At 42.1% G+C, this 20,013-nt stretch carries 21 protein-coding genes; 11 read left to right on the top strand and 10 right to left on the bottom strand.

Annotation, left to right across the window (positions count from 1 at the left end; all coding sequences use genetic code 11):
- The first annotated feature begins 9 nt into the window (after positions 1–9).
- Positions 10–540, top strand: coding sequence for a TRAP transporter small permease (locus N2317_06865; GenBank protein MCX7817213.1), 531 nt, complete (start codon positions 10–12; stop codon positions 538–540).
- A gap of 16 nt (positions 541–556) precedes the next feature.
- Positions 557–1,855 carry a TRAP transporter large permease subunit gene (locus N2317_06860; protein MCX7817212.1) on the top strand — a complete coding sequence of 433 codons (1,299 nt, stop codon included), beginning with the start codon at positions 557–559 and terminating at the stop codon, positions 1,853–1,855.
- Here N2317_06860 and N2317_06855 read toward each other — a convergent pair.
- Complete coding sequence (locus N2317_06855) at positions 1,845–3,029, bottom strand: pyridoxal phosphate-dependent aminotransferase (GenBank protein MCX7817211.1); 1,185 nt, start codon at positions 3,027–3,029, stop codon at positions 1,845–1,847. The genes N2317_06860 and N2317_06855 overlap by 11 nt on opposite strands.
- 163 nt (positions 3,030–3,192) lie before the next feature.
- On the opposite strand from N2317_06855, the gene N2317_06850 reads away from it, so the two are divergent.
- Positions 3,193–3,399: a zinc ribbon domain-containing protein gene (locus tag N2317_06850; GenBank protein MCX7817210.1), complete on the top strand. Its 207-nt coding sequence runs from the start codon at positions 3,193–3,195 to the stop codon at positions 3,397–3,399.
- A 237-nt stretch (positions 3,400–3,636) separates the two neighbouring features.
- Positions 3,637–4,572, top strand: a complete 936-nt coding sequence (locus N2317_06845; protein ID MCX7817209.1) for a DMT family transporter — start codon at positions 3,637–3,639, stop codon at positions 4,570–4,572.
- Here N2317_06845 and N2317_06840 read toward each other — a convergent pair.
- Complete coding sequence (locus N2317_06840) at positions 4,522–5,280, bottom strand: DnaB helicase C-terminal domain-containing protein (protein ID MCX7817208.1); 759 nt, start codon at positions 5,278–5,280, stop codon at positions 4,522–4,524. The genes N2317_06845 and N2317_06840 overlap by 51 nt on opposite strands.
- The gene (fusA, locus tag N2317_06835) at positions 5,270–7,360 is read right to left on the bottom strand and encodes an elongation factor G (protein ID MCX7817207.1); all 2,091 of its coding nucleotides are present in this window, start codon (positions 7,358–7,360) and stop codon (positions 5,270–5,272) included. Before fusA ends, N2317_06840 begins: the two co-directional genes overlap by 11 nt.
- 262 nt (positions 7,361–7,622) lie before the next feature.
- Between fusA and N2317_06830 the strand changes: the two genes are divergently transcribed.
- Both N2317_06830 and N2317_06825 read left to right on the top strand, forming a co-directional pair.
- Positions 7,623–8,927: a YkgJ family cysteine cluster protein gene (locus N2317_06830; protein MCX7817206.1), complete on the top strand. Its 1,305-nt coding sequence runs from the start codon at positions 7,623–7,625 to the stop codon at positions 8,925–8,927.
- Positions 8,921–9,211: a Dabb family protein gene (locus N2317_06825; protein ID MCX7817205.1), complete on the top strand. Its 291-nt coding sequence runs from the start codon at positions 8,921–8,923 to the stop codon at positions 9,209–9,211. The genes N2317_06830 and N2317_06825 overlap by 7 nt, the downstream gene beginning before the upstream one ends.
- Here the strand turns inward: N2317_06825 and N2317_06820 are convergent.
- Positions 9,205–10,158: a DNA cytosine methyltransferase gene (locus tag N2317_06820; GenBank protein ID MCX7817204.1), complete on the bottom strand. Its 954-nt coding sequence runs from the start codon at positions 10,156–10,158 to the stop codon at positions 9,205–9,207. The genes N2317_06825 and N2317_06820 overlap by 7 nt on opposite strands.
- Positions 10,159–10,238: 80 nt before the next feature.
- On the opposite strand from N2317_06820, the gene rfbC reads away from it, so the two are divergent.
- From rfbC to lptG, 5 genes are all read left to right on the top strand, one after another.
- Positions 10,239–10,787 carry a dTDP-4-dehydrorhamnose 3,5-epimerase gene (gene rfbC, locus N2317_06815; protein ID MCX7817203.1) on the top strand — a complete coding sequence of 183 codons (549 nt, stop codon included), beginning with the start codon at positions 10,239–10,241 and terminating at the stop codon, positions 10,785–10,787.
- 95 nt (positions 10,788–10,882) lie between these two features.
- The gene (locus N2317_06810; GenBank protein ID MCX7817202.1) at positions 10,883–11,548 is read left to right on the top strand and encodes an MBL fold metallo-hydrolase; all 666 of its coding nucleotides are present in this window, start codon (positions 10,883–10,885) and stop codon (positions 11,546–11,548) included.
- A gap of 8 nt (positions 11,549–11,556) precedes the next feature.
- Positions 11,557–12,384, top strand: a complete 828-nt coding sequence (locus N2317_06805; GenBank protein ID MCX7817201.1) for a kinase/pyrophosphorylase — start codon at positions 11,557–11,559, stop codon at positions 12,382–12,384.
- Positions 12,385–12,387: 3 nt separating this feature from the next.
- Positions 12,388–13,524, top strand: a complete 1,137-nt coding sequence (gene lptF / locus N2317_06800; GenBank protein MCX7817200.1) for an LPS export ABC transporter permease LptF — start codon at positions 12,388–12,390, stop codon at positions 13,522–13,524.
- Positions 13,521–14,609: an LPS export ABC transporter permease LptG gene (lptG, locus tag N2317_06795; GenBank protein ID MCX7817199.1), complete on the top strand. Its 1,089-nt coding sequence runs from the start codon at positions 13,521–13,523 to the stop codon at positions 14,607–14,609. The genes lptF and lptG overlap by 4 nt, the downstream gene beginning before the upstream one ends.
- 12 nt (positions 14,610–14,621) lie before the next feature.
- On the opposite strand, the gene ahcY is transcribed toward lptG, so the two are convergent.
- The 6 genes from ahcY to N2317_06765 all read right to left on the bottom strand — a co-directional run.
- Positions 14,622–16,046, bottom strand: a complete 1,425-nt coding sequence (gene ahcY, locus N2317_06790; protein ID MCX7817198.1) for an adenosylhomocysteinase — start codon at positions 16,044–16,046, stop codon at positions 14,622–14,624.
- Between the two features lie 78 nt (positions 16,047–16,124).
- Complete coding sequence (locus N2317_06785; GenBank protein MCX7817197.1) at positions 16,125–16,763, bottom strand: DUF502 domain-containing protein; 639 nt, start codon at positions 16,761–16,763, stop codon at positions 16,125–16,127.
- A 30-nt stretch (positions 16,764–16,793) separates the two neighbouring features.
- On the bottom strand, positions 16,794–17,144 hold the full coding sequence (locus tag N2317_06780) for an aspartate 1-decarboxylase (GenBank protein MCX7817196.1): 351 nt from the start codon (positions 17,142–17,144) through the stop codon (positions 16,794–16,796).
- A gap of 11 nt (positions 17,145–17,155) precedes the next feature.
- Positions 17,156–18,013, bottom strand: coding sequence for a pantoate--beta-alanine ligase (gene panC, locus N2317_06775; protein MCX7817195.1), 858 nt, complete (start codon positions 18,011–18,013; stop codon positions 17,156–17,158).
- 227 nt (positions 18,014–18,240) lie between these two features.
- Positions 18,241–18,513 carry an HU family DNA-binding protein gene (locus N2317_06770; GenBank protein MCX7817194.1) on the bottom strand — a complete coding sequence of 91 codons (273 nt, stop codon included), beginning with the start codon at positions 18,511–18,513 and terminating at the stop codon, positions 18,241–18,243.
- 252 nt (positions 18,514–18,765) lie between these two features.
- A partial coding sequence (locus N2317_06765) for a DUF4301 family protein (GenBank protein MCX7817193.1) occupies positions 18,766–20,013 on the bottom strand: 1,248 nt, incomplete at its 5' end.

Here is a 20,013-nt window from a genome sequence, read left to right as displayed (position 1 = left end):
TTTTGCATTATGAGAATTATCATACGTATTATAGATGGCATTTCTGGTTTATTTGGGTGGTTTGCCGGGCTTATGGCCGTCATTGCCCTTATGCTTACACTGGGCGAGATACTGTTGCGGGGTGTTTTTTCAAAAACACTCTACATCACGGATGAATATACAGGTTACCTCATGACCATACTCACTTTTATGGGTTTTTCATACACAATGAGAGAACGGGGACACATCCGCATGACTCTACTGCGGCGCTTTCTAAAAGGAAAAAGTCAGGCCATCCTCGAGATGGTTTGTTTTCTCATAGGTTTCACATTTGTATCAGCAATGACATATTTCACATTTCAGTTTTTCTGGGATTCCTGTGTGAATCAAACACGTTCTATGCAGATATCAGAGACGTACCTCGCTATTCCACAGGTATTTATGCCTTTGGGATCGGCTGCGTTTGCCCTTCAGTTTCTCGGCGAACTTCTGAAGGAAATACTTTTTTTAAGAGGTAGAATCGCTGATATTAAAAAAGAATCGGAAGATTTTGGGAGGTAGAGGCGGTTTATCTTAAATGGACATGGGTCACATTGCAGCAACGATTCTTGGGTTGTTGATCCTGTTTATGGGGGGATCTGTTTGGATTGGAATTTCTCTTTTTATTGTTGGTCTATGTAGTTTATTTTTCTTTACCGATGTATCGTATGGATCAATCCTTGCGAACATATGCTGGAATAACACGAGCGGTTCGACTATGATGTCTCTTCCCTTCTTTATATGGATGGGTGAGATACTCTACCGGAGCAGGCTGTCTGAGAACCTCTTCCGTGGGCTTGCCCCATGGATGGATTTTCTACCAGGTCGCTTGCTACACGTGAATGTTCTTGCTTGCACTTTTTTTGCTGCAGTAAGTGGATCATCTGCTGCAACAACGGCTACTGTGGGTAGAATCACCCTTCCAGAGCTTCAAAAGCGCGGTTACGACTATAGTTTATCTGTGGGTTCTTTAGCAGGTGCGGGAACTCTTGGTTTCATGATTCCGCCCAGTATGGTGATGCTGGTTTACGGTATAATAGGTGATGTTAGTATAGGTAAGCTATTTATAGCTGGACTTATGCCCGGTTTAATGATTTCTTTTTTGTTTATGCTGTATATCTTTTTCCGTTGTCTAATTAATCCTCAGTTGGCTCCGATCGAAAGTGAACACTTCACATGGAACGATCGCGTTCGTGCTTTGCCCGATATTGCACCTGTTTTAGTACTCATTTTATTTGTGTTGGGTAGCATATACATGGGCTGGACAACCCCTACGGAAGCCGGAGCAGTAGGTGTTGCTGGATCGATATTGTTTGCGTACTTAACTAGAAGTTTGTCCTGGGATGTTTTCAAGTCGAGTCTTATACACTCCATAAGAACAACGTGTATGATTATGCTTATTGTAATAGGTGCAGCTTACCTCTCCACAGCATTGGGATTTCTGGGAATAACCCGTTCCGTTACACAATTCGTGCTCTCTTTAGACCTTTCTCCTTACATGCTAATTTTCATTTTGACCATCTTTTATGTAATTCTAGGGTGTTTTATTGATGGATTTTCAATGATAGTAATGACTGCACCATTGGTCATACCAATTATAGAGGCCATAAACTTTAGCACACTATGGTTTGGAATTTACCTCGTATTGATGATAGAACTTGCCCAAATAACACCTCCTGTTGGTTTCAATCTCTTTGTAATCAGCGGTCTTAATAATGACGATATCTTTCACATTGCTAGGATAACCCTACCCTTTTTCCTCATCCTACTTTTTGCAACTGCCTTATTGACCGCTTTCCCCCAAATTGCTTTGTACTTGCCTTCGCTTATGAAGTAAATTCCCGAAGGGTTTCACCAAAACCCTCTATGGATCGCTCAATGGTTTCATCGGGCACGCAGTAAGCGATACGTATGTAACCTGATTTCATAAATGCTCGGCCGGGAACAGTAAGTATTCTCCTTCTCTGTAGAGATTTTGCGAAAGCATCATCGTCTGATGTGGGCGTTTTGAGAAAGAGGTAGAAGGCACCCTCTGGTTTCTGCACCGTGTATCCCACACGACTGAGACCGTCACATAGAAGATCTCTTTTCCTCTTGTATGCGTTGATGTCGACCTTTGCTCCTGGTATCCTTGCAATAACACGCTGCATAAGTGCGGGTGCATTTACAAATCCCAGCATTCGGTTGCAGAGAACCAATCCAGCAAGGAGCTTTTGAACACCAGCTATTTCGGGATGGATAGCTATATAACCGATCCGTTCTCCCGCCAACGAAAGACTTTTTGAATATGAAGAAGCCACAATGGTGTGGGGATAAATCTGAAACAGACTGGGAACTTTTATCCCGCCATACACAATTTCCCTGTAGGGCTCATCAGATATCAGATATATGATTTTCCCCAGTTTTTGGGACTTTTCCTTTAGCATGTCGGTGAGTTCCCTCAAAGAACTAGCATCGTAAACCTTTCCTGTGGGATTATTTGGAGAATTGATTAAGATTGCTTTCGTTTTTGCTGTTACTTCTTTTTCTATGGTCTCTATATCTAGGGAAAAATCATCCTTCGTTGGTACGAATTTGATTTTTCCTCCTGCATTATCCACATAGAAAAAATACTCAACAAAACAAGGGATTGGGGTTATTACCTCATCTTCGGGGTCTAAAATCGTTTTAAAAATTACATTGAGAGCTCCACCTGCGCCGCATGTCATTATTACGTGTTCGAAGTCAAATTTGATGCCGTATTCGGAGGACAGGTTTTCGGCTACCCGAGCTCGGGTCTCAGGATAGCCAGCGTTGGGCATGTATGTATGCTTGCCCGGTATGTTCTCTGAAACTACCTGCTCGAGTGATTCCTGAAACTCACGGGGCGGTGGGAGATTTGGATTACCAAGACTGAAGTCATAAACATTCCCTTCCCCGTATTTTTTTTTAAGCTCAAGACCATCTTCGAACATTTTTCTTATTAAAGATGCCTGCTCTATAAAACCCTCTATTTTTCTTGAAATGGACATTGTTCCTCCTAAACCCCAATTGATAAATCGTAAATAGACAAAAGCAAACCATTTTATAGAAGCTTTGCCGTTACCTGTCAACGTGAATAAAAACAGGACTTGACAACCCCAAATTCAAGACCTTAAATAAAATTAAAAAAGCGGTGAGAGGAGAGTAGTTTCAATGCCAATATATGAGTTCCGTTGTCCAGATTGTGGCACAGAATTTGAGAAAATTGTGTTTACATCTGACTGTGCTATTAGAATTGCATGTCCTAACTGTGATTCTGAGAGGGTTCAGAAACTCATGTCGGTTTTTGCTGGTGGTGGTAAAACAGTTTCGGGTTGTAGTAGCTGTTCCAGCTCAAGCTGTGCAAGTTGCGGGAGTTAATGCTTGACTTTTTTGGTACGATGGCGTAATTGAAAAACTAAGCGGGTTTCTGCCGTGTTCGTTTAGGATCGTTCAGCTGGAATCGAACAGAGAACAAACGACAGGGTCTTTGTGGTGATTGCCACCCTAAGTAGACCAACTACTTGTAGATGCGACTCCAGCGAAGATAAGACGGCACAGGTGGTGCCCGTAATACCCTCAGGATAAAACCTGAGGGTCTTTATTTTTTTGAATGGTATGGCACATCTAAGTCCAGCCGTATGGTCACTTATTCTGTTATCCGCCATCTGGGGTTATAATTGGCTTGTAATGAAGGAATGTCTCCGTTTCTGTCCTCCTTTCGAGTTTGCAGCTCTGCGCACAACCATTGGGGCTATGTCTTTATTTGTTTACCTCGCCTTAAAGGGTTCGAAACTAAAGCCTAGGGCACCGGTTCAAACTTTTATTTTAGGATTCTTTTCAACGACTTTGTGTATTGGTCTTGTAACTCTTTCTTTACATTTAGGTGCGGTAGGAAAAACGGCAATCCTCGTTTACATTATGCCTTTTTGGGTATTAATTTTGGCACGTCCTATTCTTTCCGAACGGCTCTACGGTTTACACTGGATTGCTGTACCTCTCGCTTTCCTGGGGCTGGTTCTTACCCTTGAACCGTGGAATTTGAGAACTCTTTTGTACGGCATCCCACCTGTGCTAGCTGGTGTTGCATGGGCGGTTAGTGTGATTTATACCAAGATAATAAGGAAAAATATCGAGTTTGAATTGATATCCTTAACGGCATGGCAGATGTTATTTGGTGCAATTCCCCTTGCCTTAACGGCGGCTCTCATTTCGCGAGAACAGATCCATTGGACGCCGTATTTTGTTGTGGGTCTTGTGTACAGTGCTGTGATCAGTCAGGCAGTGGCGCTTGCCCTCTGGTTCTACATTCTGCAAGAATTGCCAGCGGGGATGGCAAGTCTCGGAACACTGGCAACCCCGGTTTTAGGTACGTTGATGGCGGCTATTCAATTGGGTGAAAGACCTACTTTAACGGAGCTTTCAGGTATGATCTTGATAGTGATTGGGCTGATACTGCTTACCATTCAGGGAATGGTTCAAGTAGAAAAGCTTAATCGTTATCTATTTCCTTTCAACTACAAGAAAAGAGGTAGGGTTGAGGATGAACGGTAGAGTTTCCGCCTCCCATTCTTTGTTTCTACACAGGGTAATTTTAATCACATCATCAACTGGCGAGAGAAAGAGAAATGCTTCAAAAAGGTCGTTTGTGTTTTCGAGTGCTGATAAATTATCTGAGGTTTCTATCCTGTTTTCTGTAACTGATAATGAAAGCCAAGCTTGAAAGCTGTGTCGTTCTGCGATAGCTTTTATTGACGAGATGATCTCTCTTCTTATCTGATCGGGCGGCATACCGTCAAACAGTACCACTCTGGGTCTGAAGACGTTTTGTACAATAAGATCCTCGAGCCTCTCCTGAAAAACGGGAACTCTGAAACCCTCAATGCGAAAGGACATGATCATACGAAAAGGCAACATTCGTTCCCAGACCACCTGCTTTTCTGCTGGTTCTAGTTCAGATGCCAAACGGGAGAAAAGTTCATCGTACCACACGGAAACTTTACTGACAGGTTCGTGCAGACTAACATGAAGCACTTGTTCTTTTTTAAACATAGAACGGATAGCCATTTGTACCATCAAGGCCGTTTTGCCCACACCAGGCCTGGCGACGACGCCACCCATCCTGACCCATCTTGTGAGCTCGTCAAAAAATGCTAAATCTTGCAAAAAACTTTTCTTGTCACCTGTCATTCTTTTGATCCTTTCGCGAAAATAGACAATAACATCACCGTAGACGGCACCCATGACGTCATTAAGCGGCATTTTTCCTTCTCTTGTTAACTTCTTCTTCAATTTTAACTGCGATAGCTGGCGGAACCTGCCTATATAGAGCAAATTCCATTGTAAACTGCGCTTTTCCTTGGGTGGCAGATCTTAGAACAGTGGAAAAACCAAACATCTCTGCAAGGGGGACCTGAGCCTCTATTACGCTTATTAAACCTTCATCCTGAGCACCAACGATCATACCCCGTCTCTGGTTTATGAGCGCCATGACAGAGCCCTGAAACTCAGTGGGGGTTTCCACCACGACTTTCATAATGGGTTCATGGATGACGGGTTTGGCTTTCAAAAATGCCTCCTTAAAGGCGGCCCTCGCCGCGGTTTGGAATGCAATATCTGAGGAGTCAACGGGATGAAAAGCGCCATCGTTGAGAACAACTTTAACACCCGTTACTCTGAATCCTAGTTTTGGTCCCTTCTCGAGGCAGGAACGGAATCCTTTTTCGCAAGCAGGGATAAACTGAGAGGGGATAACACCTCCTGTAATCCTGTTTTCAAAAACGAATTCTCCATCCATCAGTGGTTCAATGTAACCAGCGACGCGTGCATACTGTCCAGCCCCCCCTGTTTGTTTCTTATGTGTGTAGTTAAAATCTGCTCTCTGTGTTATTGTCTCTCTGTAAGCAACCCTTGGATTTCCAGCTTCAACCATAGCATTGTATTCTCTTCTCATACGTTCCAGATAAATCTCCAGATGTAACTCTCCCATCCCCTCAATGATAGTCTCACCCGTTTCCTCATCGACGTATGTATTAAAAGTGGGATCCTCTTTTGTGAATCGCGCCAGCGCTTTAGACATTCCAATTTGTGATTTACTATCCTTGGGAGTGATAGCCAAGGATATCACAGGTTTGGGAACAAATATGGAGGTCATAGCTACGTTAAGGCCAGGGGTAACAAAAGTGTCTCCTGATGAACAATCGATACCAAAGAGAGCTCCGATGTATCCTGCAGGTATGGATTCGATATCCTCCATCTGATCAGCATGCATCCGCACAACGCGCCCTACTTTGAACTTTTTACCAGTACGAACATTGAGTAGAGTAGAACCCCGACTTATCGTTCCCTGATAAACCCTAATGTAGGTAAGCTGTCCATAAGGTCCATCTTCGATTTTGAATGCAAAGGCCACAACAGGGTCATCCGGGTTGTTAGTCAAAACTACAGGTGTTTCTCCGTGATCAAGATTGAGGGCTGTATTTTTCACATCAGACGGACATGGTAAAAACTCTGTAATCGCGTCAAGTAATGGTTGAACACCTTTATTTCTGTATGCAGAACCCATTAGTACAGGCGTTATCTCTCTGGAAAGGACACCCTTTCTTAGAGCTCTCCAGATAAGATCTGAGGATATGTTTTTATCTTCAAGAACTGCTTCAGTTAGTTCATCGGAAAAAATTGATGATTTATCTATGAGTTCTTCCCTTCTTTTGCATGCTTCTTCGTAGAGTTGTGGGGGTATCTCTTCCCTTCTCACAATCTCGCCGTTTACACCATCGAAGTATACGGCTTCCATGTTGATGAGGTCGACTACCCCATGAAAATTTGCCTCAAGCCCTATGGGAATCTGTAATACTACAGGATTATGTCCCAATTTTGAACTCATCTGTTCCACCACACGGAACGGGTTTGCACCTGCACGATCACACTTATTAATGAAAGCAATACAGGGAACATTGTATCTCTTCATTTGTGCGTCCACAGTAATGGACTGCGATTGCACTCCTGCTACAGCACACAAAATCAGTATAGCACCATCAAGAACACGGAGAGACCTTTCTACCTCTATTGTGAAATCCACGTGACCAGGCGTGTCAATTATATTTATTTCGTGACCTTTCCATTCACAATAGGTAGCTGCTGCAGTTATCGTAATACCTCTCTCTTTCTCAAGATCGAGAGTATCCATAGTGGCACCAACGCCGTCTTTTCCCTTCACCTCATGGATGGTGTGTATGCGTTTGGTGTAATAAAGTATTCTTTCAGTAAGAGTCGTTTTTCCTGAATCTATATGTGCGCTTATGCCTATGTTACGTATTTTTTTTGTGTCCCTAACCAACATTGCTGTTTAAATCGACCTCCATAGATGTATCATGGTTTTGTTTCAATTCAATGCCCCGTATTCCTTTCTTAATTGGGGAATTTCCTCGGCGGAACTGCCGAAAGAATACCCAAACAAAAGACTAGCATTTTAGAATTTTTATATAATAATCACTTTTTTGGTAAAAAGTCAAACATTTTTAGGTACGTTTTGTGGACTGCCCAATCTGTAGTCTTTTTTCTACTACTTGACAGTTGGAGGTTTATCTGCATGAATATGACTTATGAAGCTAAATCTTACTCAGGATTACCACAGGTTTGAGCTCCAATCTCTAGGGTGGGAACTAACACTCTGCAATATTCTTGACGAAAAGAGTAGCCCTTGCCGTCGTATACTGAAAAGAAACGCGTCATACGGGGAGCTTTTGTATTTTTTTTTGAGTCGTGTTTTGCCTGAGCCTATGCCCTGTCGGTTCGTAGAAATTGGAGGAGGATATGGCTATCTAATGCGGGATATTCTGGAACTTAATCCAGACGGGCAGGCTTACATGGTGGAAATATCACCTTTCCTGCTAGAGAAACAGAGGGGGATATTAAGCGGGAAAAACGTGGAATTTTTAGAAACCGATGTTCTTGAGCTTGACGGGAATGTGTTCCAAGGAGCTGACCTTGTAGTTATGAATGAGATCCTTGGTGATCTCCCAACCCTAGTTGATATTCCAGCGGATGAACTATTGACGGTGGAGGAAAAGAATGACCCTTTATGGCGGAGGTTTTCCTTTTTGAGGGATAAGTACCACCTTGATACTCCCCTTGGGGGATACTTTAATTTCAATATCGGTGCAATTGAAATTCTTGAAAAAATCTGTAGTTCAAATGTGCCTTACATTTTCATATGCGAACACAGTTGTGAATCTTTTGTTCCGCCAAACTTGGAATCGATTATCCACTTCTCCTCATCGGGTTTTCCTGAAAGAATTTCTCTTAAGGGTCACTGTGAGTATACTGTAAAGTTCTCGCACCTGGAAAATGTGGGAAATTTCTGGGGATATGAAATGATGCGTGGTCCTGCTGCAGATTTTATTCCTTTAAACTGGACTGAAGTAAAACGTCTTTTATTTGAATCTCTTACTGAATGCGACGAAAGTGAGATCCTACATTACTTTATTGAGGATCTTTTCAAGTACGAATATCTTCTGCTTTATCGCCCTAGTTTAAGAGAAGGGAAAAGGAGTTTTTCGAAGAAGCAAAAGAAATCCTGTTTGCGTTGCGGCAAATGTTGTTTAGCTCACCTTCAGCTGTACGTAAAGGAAGAGGATATCGAGAGATGGAAAAAAGAGCAGAGAGGGGATATACTGGAAAAACTAGAACATGTTATTTGGGCAGGCGACCACTTCGTTAATGATACTAATGGTCAATACCTCTATGGTTGTCCTTTTCTCTCCTTCGAAGGTGGATATGCAACATGCACTATATATACTACGCGACCCAATAGGTGTCGTAGCTTTGTACCCGGTTCGTCAGAGATATGTCCCTTATGGGGTAAAAAAGTTACAAAAAATAAAAATGAGGAGATGTTTGTATGTTGATTCACGTGGTTCTAATAAAATTCAAGAAGGAAACAACGGACGAGGAAATCGAGATATTGGAACAGGCTCTCAACACTCTTCCTCAAAGAATTGCAGAAATAAAGGGATACGAATTTGGACGGGATATCTTGCGTACTGAAAGGTCATATGATTTTGCACTTGTGGCCCGATTTGACGATACGGAGGCCTTGAAACGTTATCAGAATCATCCGGACCATATCCCAGTTCTCATGAAGGTACTCGAGATGGCGGAAGCTGTAATAGCAGTTGACTTTGTTCAGTAAACCTCATCCCATTGTATTGCAGGAAACGTCTCCAGTACCTTCCGAACTGCATCGATGGAAAGGCTGTTACCCAAGAGACGCCATTTAACTCGGGTAGTCATGCCTTCTGGAAAGCGGAAATCAGGTGGGAAACCCATTAAACGGGCAATTTCATCGGGTGAAAATCGCCGGATGCCATGGGGACATTTCAAGTATGATCCTGAATGCATTAGGGATTTACCGTACCCTCCCGTAAAGCACGTAACATAGGCGTCGGGATCGAGTGGAGAAACGACATGAAAGCCTTTACCGAAGCGCTCTATTATATCTTTTCCGAGAATCAATGAGTCCTCATAGGAAGAAGGACTTCCATTAATGAAGTTAATGAGAGGTTTCTTGTTAGTGTAGTGTTCAAGATTCAAGGAATTTAGTTCTTTTTGGGATGCAACAAAGTAGTACCGTGGTCTGCGCATAGGTATTCCCAGATGGGTGGGACACAAAAGATATTCACAATAACGATATCCCCGGCGGTTGAAAACATCCAGTAAAACCTCATGCATTCGTGAACTAGCAAATCCTTCTACATTTTCTAGAGCAAAGTATACAGGACGTAGAGCTGGTTCCATTTGATCGACGATTTCCAATATGCGCAGCAAACTTCGAGCTCGGGGATCGTTTACATCTCTACCCCGCCCACGAACCGTGTAAGGTTGGCAGGGCGGAGATAGCCACCACATTGAAGCTCCAAGTTTAGCTATTTTTTCAGCCTTTACCGTTTCCAAATTCCATTGGTAAATCACGTGATTCGGGAAATTTAGACGGTACACATCGAGAGCTACATGGCTCTGGTCAATAGCTGCTACAATGCGTACATTTGTCCCTCTTACCGCGATGCTGAAACCACCTATTCCGCAGAAGAAATCAACGGCATTGATCTCGCCTTTGATGGTTTTCTTTTTTTGATCCATCAATTCACCTCTTCACATTACCTTTTCAAATTTTCGGGAATGCATAATATTGAATAATGTGTTATACAAGCATAAGCAATATGCCATTCAACTTTCATCAACTTGAGATACCCGATGTTGTGCTTATAGAGGCGGTGAAGTTTACCGACGAGCGTGGGTTCTTTATGGAGAGCTACAAATTGTCGGAATTTTTATCGCATAACATACCAGGTCCTTTTGTGCAGGATAACTTGTCGTACTCGGTAAGAAACACCCTTCGTGGTTTACACTATCAGAAAAGCCCCTATTCACAGGGTAAACTGGTGATGGTCTATGTAGGTGAAATATTCGATGTTGCTGTGGATATAAGAAGAGGTTCCCCAACCTACGGAAAATGGGTAGGAATCCACCTATCGGGAAACAGTGGACTCATGGTATATATCCCCGAAGGTTTTGCTCACGGATTCTGCGTTCTGAGTGAATACGCACTTGTAGGTTACAAGGTAACCAAAGAGTACCATCCCCCGAGTGATCGGGGTATTATCTGGAACGATCCAGACATAGCTGTTGAGTGGCCCATTGAAAATCCGATTTTATCTCCCAAAGATGCCAATCTTCCCACCCTAAGTAAAGCGGATAACAACTTTTGAATGATTGTTTTGCTATTTTGGACGTTTTGCGTTAAAAGACTTACCCGTAAAAATTATTGTGTTTTTATATAAATTAAAAAAAAGGGGTTTAGAATATGAAAATTGACAACGATATTTATGTTTACGAGTGGACAGATTACTTTGAAAACAACTGTAATTCATATTATGTAGGAGGAGATGCCCGAGTCTTAATTGATCCAGGTCTTTTGAAATACGTGCCTCAGCTTCTGAAAAGGATGGCGGCCGATGGTATCGATACCGAGAATATCCGTTGTGTCATAAATACCCATTCCCATCCTGACCATTTTGAAGGTTCTGTGTTTTTTTATGATAAGAACACAGTGGTGGGATTGCATATAGATGAGGTTAATTTCTTGAAAGGTGTAGGAGGTCAACTCTATCATTTATTTGGTCTAGATGCTCCCGAATCGAAGATTGATATACTTCTTCAAGAAGGAGAACTACTGCTCGGGAGCGAGCGCTTTGAAATTCTCCATCTTCCCGGTCACTCCCCCGGTTCAATTGCGATCTACGATCTCAATAGAAAAGCTCTTTTCTCGGGGGATGTTATTTTCGATCAGAGTGTTGGCCGAACTGACTTCCCTGGCGGAAATGGGAGTCTGCTGAAAAAAAGCATTCTTCGCTTGGCAGCACTGGATATAGATTATCTGTTACCAGGACACATGGGTATCATCATTGGCAGACAAGCGGTCCAGCGTAATTTTCACATGGTCGTGCAACACATATTTCCCTATATTTGAAGATGGCTGTGGCAAGGAGATCCATTTTCTTTATTTCTGATGGTACAGCCATAACGGCGGAAACACTGGGACATAGTCTTTTAACGCAGTTTAATCATATCCAATTTGATTATTATACCATTCCCTTTGTAGATACAGTGGAAAAAGCAAAAATTACGGTGGTGCGGATAAACCAGGAGGCCGATAGGACCCAATCGACACCTATTGTATTCAGTACTCTAATTTCTCCAGAGATAAGGGAAATTATCAAGCAAAGCAAGGCAAAAGTCTATGATCTTTTTGATGTATTCATATCACCTTTAGAACAGGAGTTTAGTGAAAAATCTTCTCAAGTTGTGGGAAAATTTCATAGTCTTTTGAATCTTGATAATTACGACGTTCGCATCGATGCTGTTAATTTCGCATTGAACACTGATGATGGAAAATCTACCAGAGATTATAACAGAGCGGACATTGTAATCATTGGTGTGTCAAGAGCGGGAAAAACACCTACATGCCTTTATTTAGGACTTCAGTTTGGCATATACGCTGCTAATTTTCCTTTAACGGAAGATGATCTTCTGAAACCGGGAAGGGGATTACCAAAGGTCTTAATCCCCTTCAGGAGAAAGCTCTTCGGACTCACTATTCATCCTGAAAGACTTCATAAGATTAGGGAACAGCGACGCCCAGGAAGTCGTTACGCTTCCCTGTTACAGTGTCAAGCAGAGGTTAGAGCTGCAGAATCTTTATTTCTGGCTGAAAAAATACCTTTTTTAAATATAACCACTATGTCGGTCGAAGAGATTGCTGCTAAAATCACGCTCGAAGCCAGCCTAGAGAGAAGGATTTTCTGATCGATGAAGAAAATCATAGACGTATACATATTTCGGGAGATAGCTCTACCCTTTATGATTGTTCTTTTCATTTTAACGTTTGTGCTCCTTATGGGTAAGATTCTGCAACTCATGGATCTTATGATTAACAAAGGGGTTAATGTCCTTCATGTTGCACTGTTTGTGTTTTATATCTTACCTGCTCTTCTTTTGTTCACCATTCCCATCTCACTTCTTGTAAGCACTATGATGTCTCTCGGCCGCATGGCCAGCGACAATGAAATAACAGCTTTAAAAGCATCAGGTGTTAGTTTACTACGCCTTGCAGCACCAATTTTTGTTTTTGGATTTATAGCATTTATCTTTTGTCTATTTTTGAGTTATTACCTTGTTCCAGCTGGGAATCATGCGGCTAAGAATTTGATGTTTAACGTTGCTCGCCAGAAAGCCAATATTGGAATCAAGGAGAAGGTATTCAACGATGATTTTCACGGACTTCTCATATATGCGGATTATGTTCCGACGCGGGGATCGTATATGGAACGGGTGTTTATCTGTGATAGCAGGCTCTCTAATGTTACGAGCACAATTGTTTCCCAACGAGCCTATGTGATAACGGATAAAGAGACTCTCGCAGTAATACTGAGACTTCGAGATGGTAGTGTTCACTCCTTAGAGAAGGCTTCTAAAAGATATCGAAGGATCGATTTTTCCATTTACGATGTTAAGCTCGAACTGAGTTCGCCAGAAGCTGCGGAAAAGAAAGATAGAAAGAAGACAACGTCCGAAATGAGTGTCTCTGAGTTGAAAAAGAAGTTACAGAGCGGTGGTTTAAATGAACGGGAAAGGAGGGAATTGGAGATTGAAATTTATAAAAAATTATCGATTCCCACATCCTGTCTTATATTTGCTTTTATAGCTGTACCCCTTGGTATTAAGAAACATAGGACGGGTCGTTCACGGGGGTTCGTAATGGGATTATTAATTGTTCTTGCATATTATTTGCTGCGTTTAGGGGGGGAGGCCTTGGCAGAAACAGGAAGAATAATTACCATCTTAGGTGTTTGGATACCCAATATAGTCTTCGGTGTTATTTCTATTTACCTTTTTGTACAGGCCGTGGGTGAAAAGGGTATGATTTCGTATTTCAAGCAAAAATGAAACTCTTTCGCATCATTAATCGTTATATTCTCAGTGTATTCCTCTCAAGTTTGATTCTTATTCTCGTGTCACTGATTTCAGTTTATTTGATAGTGGACTTCTTTGGTAAACTTCGTATGTTTATAAGCAATCACGCATCTTATTCTCAGGTGCTACGGTTCTTCTTACACATGATTCCTGTAATTACCACTCAGATGGTTCCAGCCGCTATTCTTCTGGCGACACTCGTGACTTTCGGCAGCTTATCCAGGTACAATGAGATTGTTGCCTTTAAGGCTAACGGAATAAGCATCTATAGCGTAGCATTACCTGTGATTCTGGCTGTTATGATTATGACACCTGCACTTTTCTTCTTCAGTGAATTAATTGTGCCTAAATGTTTAGAAAAGGCAGAATACATCCGCCTTGTAGAAGTTCAGAAAAGAAAAAGATCCGGATCTTTTAAACAAAATCAGATATGGTATCGGGGAGCGGAGGGTATATACAATTTTCACATTTTTGACGAGCAGTCTAACACCATAAGAGGTGTAACTCTGAACTTTTTTGATAAAAACTTCGAGTTAGTAAAACGAATTGATGCGGAAAAGGCCGTTTGGAATAATGGCAAGTGGGAATTTTATAACGTTTTTGTCATAACGTTTACGGATGGAAACTATCCAGAGCTGGAGTTCAAGGAGAAAGTTGCGATAGAAATTCCTGAGAAACCCGAAGATTTCAAACATCTTCAGAAAGACGCTGAAAAAATGGGTTTCTTTGAACTATTTTCCTATGTAAAAAAACTGAACCGTGAGGGATATGATACCACACGTTACATTGCCGATCTGCACAGCAAAGTTGCCATGAATGTCATATGTATTATATTCGTGTTGTTGGGGATCGGTTTTTCACTCCGGAAAGAAAAAGGCGTAACTTTAACGCAGAGCATAGGTGCTGGAGTACTCATAGGTTTTTCCTACTGGCTTGTTCACGCTTTCTCTCTCTCGCTAGGTAGGGCTGGAGTATTACCACCAATCCCAGCAGCGTGGGCAGCGGACTTCATATTCGTTGTCGTTGCCTATCTAGTGCTTAGAAGGGTACATACGTAGTCTGCTTAAACCTCAGTATCGATAATGCTCGGGTTTGAAGGGCCCCTTCACGGGGACACCAAGGTATTTAGCCTGTTCTTTTGTTAACTTTGTTAACTTAACACCGAGACGCTTCAGATGTAATCTGGCCACTTCCTCATCGAGATGGCGAGGCAATCGATAAACGCCCGGTTTGTATTTACCTTTTGCCAGTTCCATCTGAGCTAAACATTGGTTAGTAAAGCTTGCACTCATAACAAAGCTGGGGTGTCCCGTTGCACATCCTAGATTTACAAGTCTACCTTCCGCAAGGACTATTATCGAATGTCCCGATTCTAGAGTCCACCTATCAACCTGTGGTTTGATAGTTGTTTTTTTACATTTGGGATTGTTCTCCAGGTAGCTCATCTCAATTTCACTGTCGAAATGACCTATATTGCAGACTATCGCTTCGTTCTTCATCCTTTCCATGTGGCGGCCTGTGATCACGTTACAACAACCTGTTGCCGTTACAAAAATATCCGCTTTGGAAACTATTTCATCTAGTGTCCGCACTTCGTAGCCCTCCATAGCTGCTTGTAAGGCACAGATTGGATCCACCTCAGTGACTATTACTCTGGCCCCCAGACTCCGCATGGATTGTGCACATCCCTTACCCACATCCCCATAGCCGCAGACAACCACTGTTTTTCCTGCGATCATAATGTCTGTTGCCCTTTTTATACCGTCTGCCAAGGATTCTCTGCACCCATATAGATTGTCGAATTTTGATTTAGTTACTGAATCATTAACATTTATAGCGGGAAAAAGAAGCTCTCCTTTTTTTGCCAGTCTGTAAAGTCGGTTCACACCTGTGGTAGTTTCTTCTGATACCCCTAGTACCTTTGATGCTATCCTTTGCCACCGGGTTTTGTCCATTTCATAACTGACCCTTAGGCGTTCCATGAGTGCTCGCAGATCTTTATTTTCCGGATCTTGATCGAGAATCGAGGGGTCTTTTTCCACTTTAACCCCAAGATGTATAAATAAAGTTGCATCTCCACCATCATCAACAATGAGATCAGGCCCTGACCCATCAGGCCACGTCAGGGCTTGTTCTGTACACCACCAGTATTCCTCGATTGACTCCCCTTTCCAGGCAAAAACTGCTGCGGAGTCAGCTTTAGCTATCGCCGCTGCTGCATGATCCTGTGTGGAAAATATATTGCAGGATGCCCAACGAATGTCTGCACCCAGTTCTTTAAGCGTTTCTATCAGCATGGCCGTTTGTATTGTCATGTGCAGACTGCCCATAATTTTTTTTCCTTTTAAAGGCTTTTTGGGACCATACTTTTTCCTTATGGCCATAAGTCCCGGCATTTCGTTCTCAGCCAATTTCATCTCCTCTCTTCCCCACGAAGCAAGGGATATATCGGCAACTTTGTATTGTAGGCTTGGATCTATCTTCAAATAGGCCATCTTTCCTCTCCTTTTTACTTAGGTTTATTCGAACATAACACACCTGGTTAAAGCATTACAACACAATCGGGGAGAAATTTATACTGTGAAACGTGGTGATGTCAGTTCTGGCTTTTTTTCGGTTGGAAATACAATACCGCATGAAATAATGAAAGTTATAGCATCCTCGATACCCATATCGATTTCTTTTAATTCGTCTACGGGGACAATCACGAGATAACCTGAGGTGGGATTTGGCGTTGTGGGGACGAAAACACTCACTGAAGGCTTACCCAGGGATTCAACTACCTGTTTTGGGGCATCTCCCATAACTAGAGCTACAGCGTATACACCAGGACGGGGAAATTCAATGAGAACTACTTTTTTAAAATTTTGGCGATTGCTTATAAGAACACTGTCAACCACCCTTTTTGTGCCTACATAAACACTCCTCACCACTGGTATATTGTTAAAGAGGTATTCCCCAAATCGAACGATTCTGTCACCGATGTAACTTTTCGCTAACAATCCAGAGAGAAAAACAATCGTTATTGTTGCCAAGACTCCCAGTCCAGGAATGTGAAATCCAAAAAGAATATCTGGGCGGTACTTCTCTGGAATCACGCTGAGTACATTGTCCATTATCCCTATGAGGAAGAAGAAGACATACAACGTGAATCCTATAGGGATAGTTACAACTAAACCGGTAATAAATATTTGACGGATCTTTTTTTTCAAAATTCTGTCAAACCAACTGGGATTTTAGTATCAGGATTTTATCCTGTTGTTTTCATCGAGGAGTATGCATGTTGGCATCCAGTTAACAGCGTCCTTCTCATCAACCAACACATAAGTTGCGATTATCACTATGTGACCTTTAGAAGCTTTATGTGCTGCGGCACCATTCATACAAATGACTCCTGACCCTCGCTCTCCTTTTATAGCATACGTTGAAAAACGTTCCCCATTGGTCACGTTATACACTGCCACTTTTTCATAAGGCAGTATGTTTGCGGCTTCCATGAGTAGCTCATCAATGGTTATGCTTCCCTCATAGTGTAAGTCGGCATCGGTAACCCTGGCACGGTGCAATTTTGATTTTAACATGAATCTTTGCATGGCGGTCACCCTTAAATATGGAGTTCTTCTCCAAAAACGTAATTGTCAATGAGTCTCGCCGATCCAACAAATACGGCGAGGGCAATAACACACTCCCCTTCTATCTTTTGAACATCCTCTAGTGTTGCAGTGTCGCAAATCTTAACGTAATCAATTTTCGTATATGGGTGGGATTCTATGAAACGCCTAACTTCGCTAATGATACTTCCCGCATCTCTTTCCCCTTGTTCATACATATCCTTTGCCAGCTTTAGGGATTTGCTGAGACTTAAAGCTGAGACTCTTTCCCCAGGGCTCAAATAAACGTTACGAGAACTCATGGCAAGACCGTCGGGTTCTCTCGTTGTGGGCATAGCTACAACTTCCAGATCGATATTCAAATCAGCCACCATTCTCTTTATGGTCACCAGCTGCTGAAAATCCTTTTTTCCAAAGATTGTAACGTGGGGTTTCACTATGTTGAAAAGTTTGCAACACACAGTCGTTACACCTCGGAAATGACCAGGTCTTGAAATACCGCATAGGTTCTGAGTGACCTTCTCAACATTAACATAAGTCTGGTAGTTGGGCGGATACATTTCTTCGTCGGGAGGATAAAATATCACATCAACTCCCACATCACGTGCTAACCTTGAATCTCTTTCAAAATCACGAGGATACCGGTTCAAATCTTCATTGGGACCAAATTGAGTGGGGTTCACATAAATGCTTACCACTAAACAATCACCCCGCTTCCGGCCCTCGCGCATGAGGTTCAAATGCCCCTCATGGAAGTAACCCATGGTGGGAACAAAGGCGATGATCTTTCCCTCCTTCCTCAGAGATTCTGAGAAAGCTTGCATTTCTCTAACTTTAGTGAATACCTTCATATCCCCTCCTCAAAAAAAAACCCCTCCCTTCGGGATGGGTTTTCTATGACGTACAATGATTTGCTTTCTGCTCAAAGTCTTTTTTCCTCCGTCTCAGTCCGCTTAACGGATCCAAGCGGCGTGATCCCTCTAGCAGAGAGTAAAAAATTTGTCAAGCTTTTTAAAAAACCCCCCAATCAATTATAGAATGATTGGGGGGCTAGAAAAATACAATAAATAATTGGTTTCTACTTCGCCACCGCTTCTTTCAGGTTTTTGCCGGGTACGAATTTTGGAACCTTTTTAGCTTTAATTTTTAAAGGCTTTCCTGTTTGGGGATTTCTGCCCGTTCTGGCAGCTCTTTTTGCAACCTTGAACGTACCAAAACCAACGAGCGTTACAGATTCTCCTTTCTTGAGAGCTTCTGTGATAGTGTCCAAAATACAATTTACAGCTGCCTCTGCTACTTTTTTCTTTCCCACTACTGACACTAATTCATTCACCAAATCTCCTTTGTTCATTTCTTATCCCTCCGTTTTTGTTGATTTGATACCGTTTGTCACGGCTTTCCACCCCTTAGAGCAGATTCCACATTGTATTTTAGGCAGATTTTTTAAAGACCGATTCTATCATGATCAAGAACCTGAAATGTACTACCCAAGCGGTTTTCAGCTTTCATAGCTCTGAATCTTGACAAAGTCAAGAAAATATTTAGGTCAATATCAAATAAATGTGAGCTTTTTAAGTTCATAGAAATTTTTCGCGGAAGTGTTCTAAAGTTCACAAGCTTGATGTGAAAATCTCAGAAGGTCATCGACGACTTTAACGGGATTAAAGGTATCAATGGGAGCTTCCACAAAAACGGTGTTCCAGAAAGCCATGCTTCCGTTCCACAATCCTGGGTACTCCAGGGCTTTGATTTCCTGACCTCTTTCCGACTTAATTGATACCGTGTAGGTCTCTGGATCAGAAAATCTCCTCAGGTCGAAATTCCTGCCCTTGTGATCTTTAACACCACAGACTATGTCCACTGGATTAAAATGTGTTGCTGATTGCCAGATATCTCTCTGCGATATATTTTGGAAATCTACCTGGGATTCCTCAACAATCTGCGGGTAAGATCTACCGTCACTATGCTTGACCCAAAAAGGTCCACCTCCAGGTTCCCCCTCATTTCTGACTACTCCGCAAACGCGCAAAGGTCGATTTAAGATGTTTAGCAACTGTTCTTTTCGCGTTCTAAAATCGGAAGTTCTTTCTAAATTTATAAACAGCTTATTTTTGCAAAACTCTTCCATCAGTGACAACTCACTTTCGTCGGGATGACCCTCATTTAGAACTTCTATTAACGAGAAAATTTTGTATTGCAGATGCAATAGGTAGCCACCAAGAATTTTTTTGTAATGGACGTAGATCGCTCTGTTTCGATCACAGGAACAGTTATCAATATTTTTAAGGAAAATTATGTCGCCTTTTATCTCGCAGAGATTGTGGAATAAAGCCCCGTGACCTCCAGGGCGAAAAAATAAAAACCCATTAGGTAGTACGTATGGTTTATTGTCCAGTGTGAGGGTTATAGTATCCGTTCGTTTGCTTTGTGTTGATAAACTTATCTCCAATATACAGTCTAGAAACTTTTCAAATCTCGGACGGAGATTTTCGACGTAGTCTTTTACCAAACAAAGATGATTTTCAGATACGGTAAAGTGTATGAGGCAAATATTGTGTTTGTCCCGGACGTATTGAGCTGCCTCTACAATTTGCTCCTCAAGAGCCGTTCGTGTGCCGTTTCTGTACCTATGAAACTTTAAAAGCGCTTTTGGCAGATTTCCATAATTTAGACCGTTTTCGGATAGTATAAGCTTTAGTACCTCTCTGTATTCTCCTTCTAAAAGGAGATTGTCTACACATCTCCCACTTTTTTTCCCTAATTCGACTAAATCGTCATAGAAGGCATAGCGGGGAAGGTTTTCCTTGAAGCGTTTTAGATCAATCTCCGATATCCCAGAGCTTTCCAACAT

This window comes from Syntrophales bacterium (assembly GCA_026417625.1).
In the GTDB taxonomy this organism is placed as follows: domain Bacteria; phylum Desulfobacterota; class Syntrophia; order Syntrophales; family UBA8958; genus JAOACW01.
The sequence above is the reverse complement of the archived record's forward strand: the minus strand, read 5'-3'. Positions and strand labels throughout refer to the sequence as shown.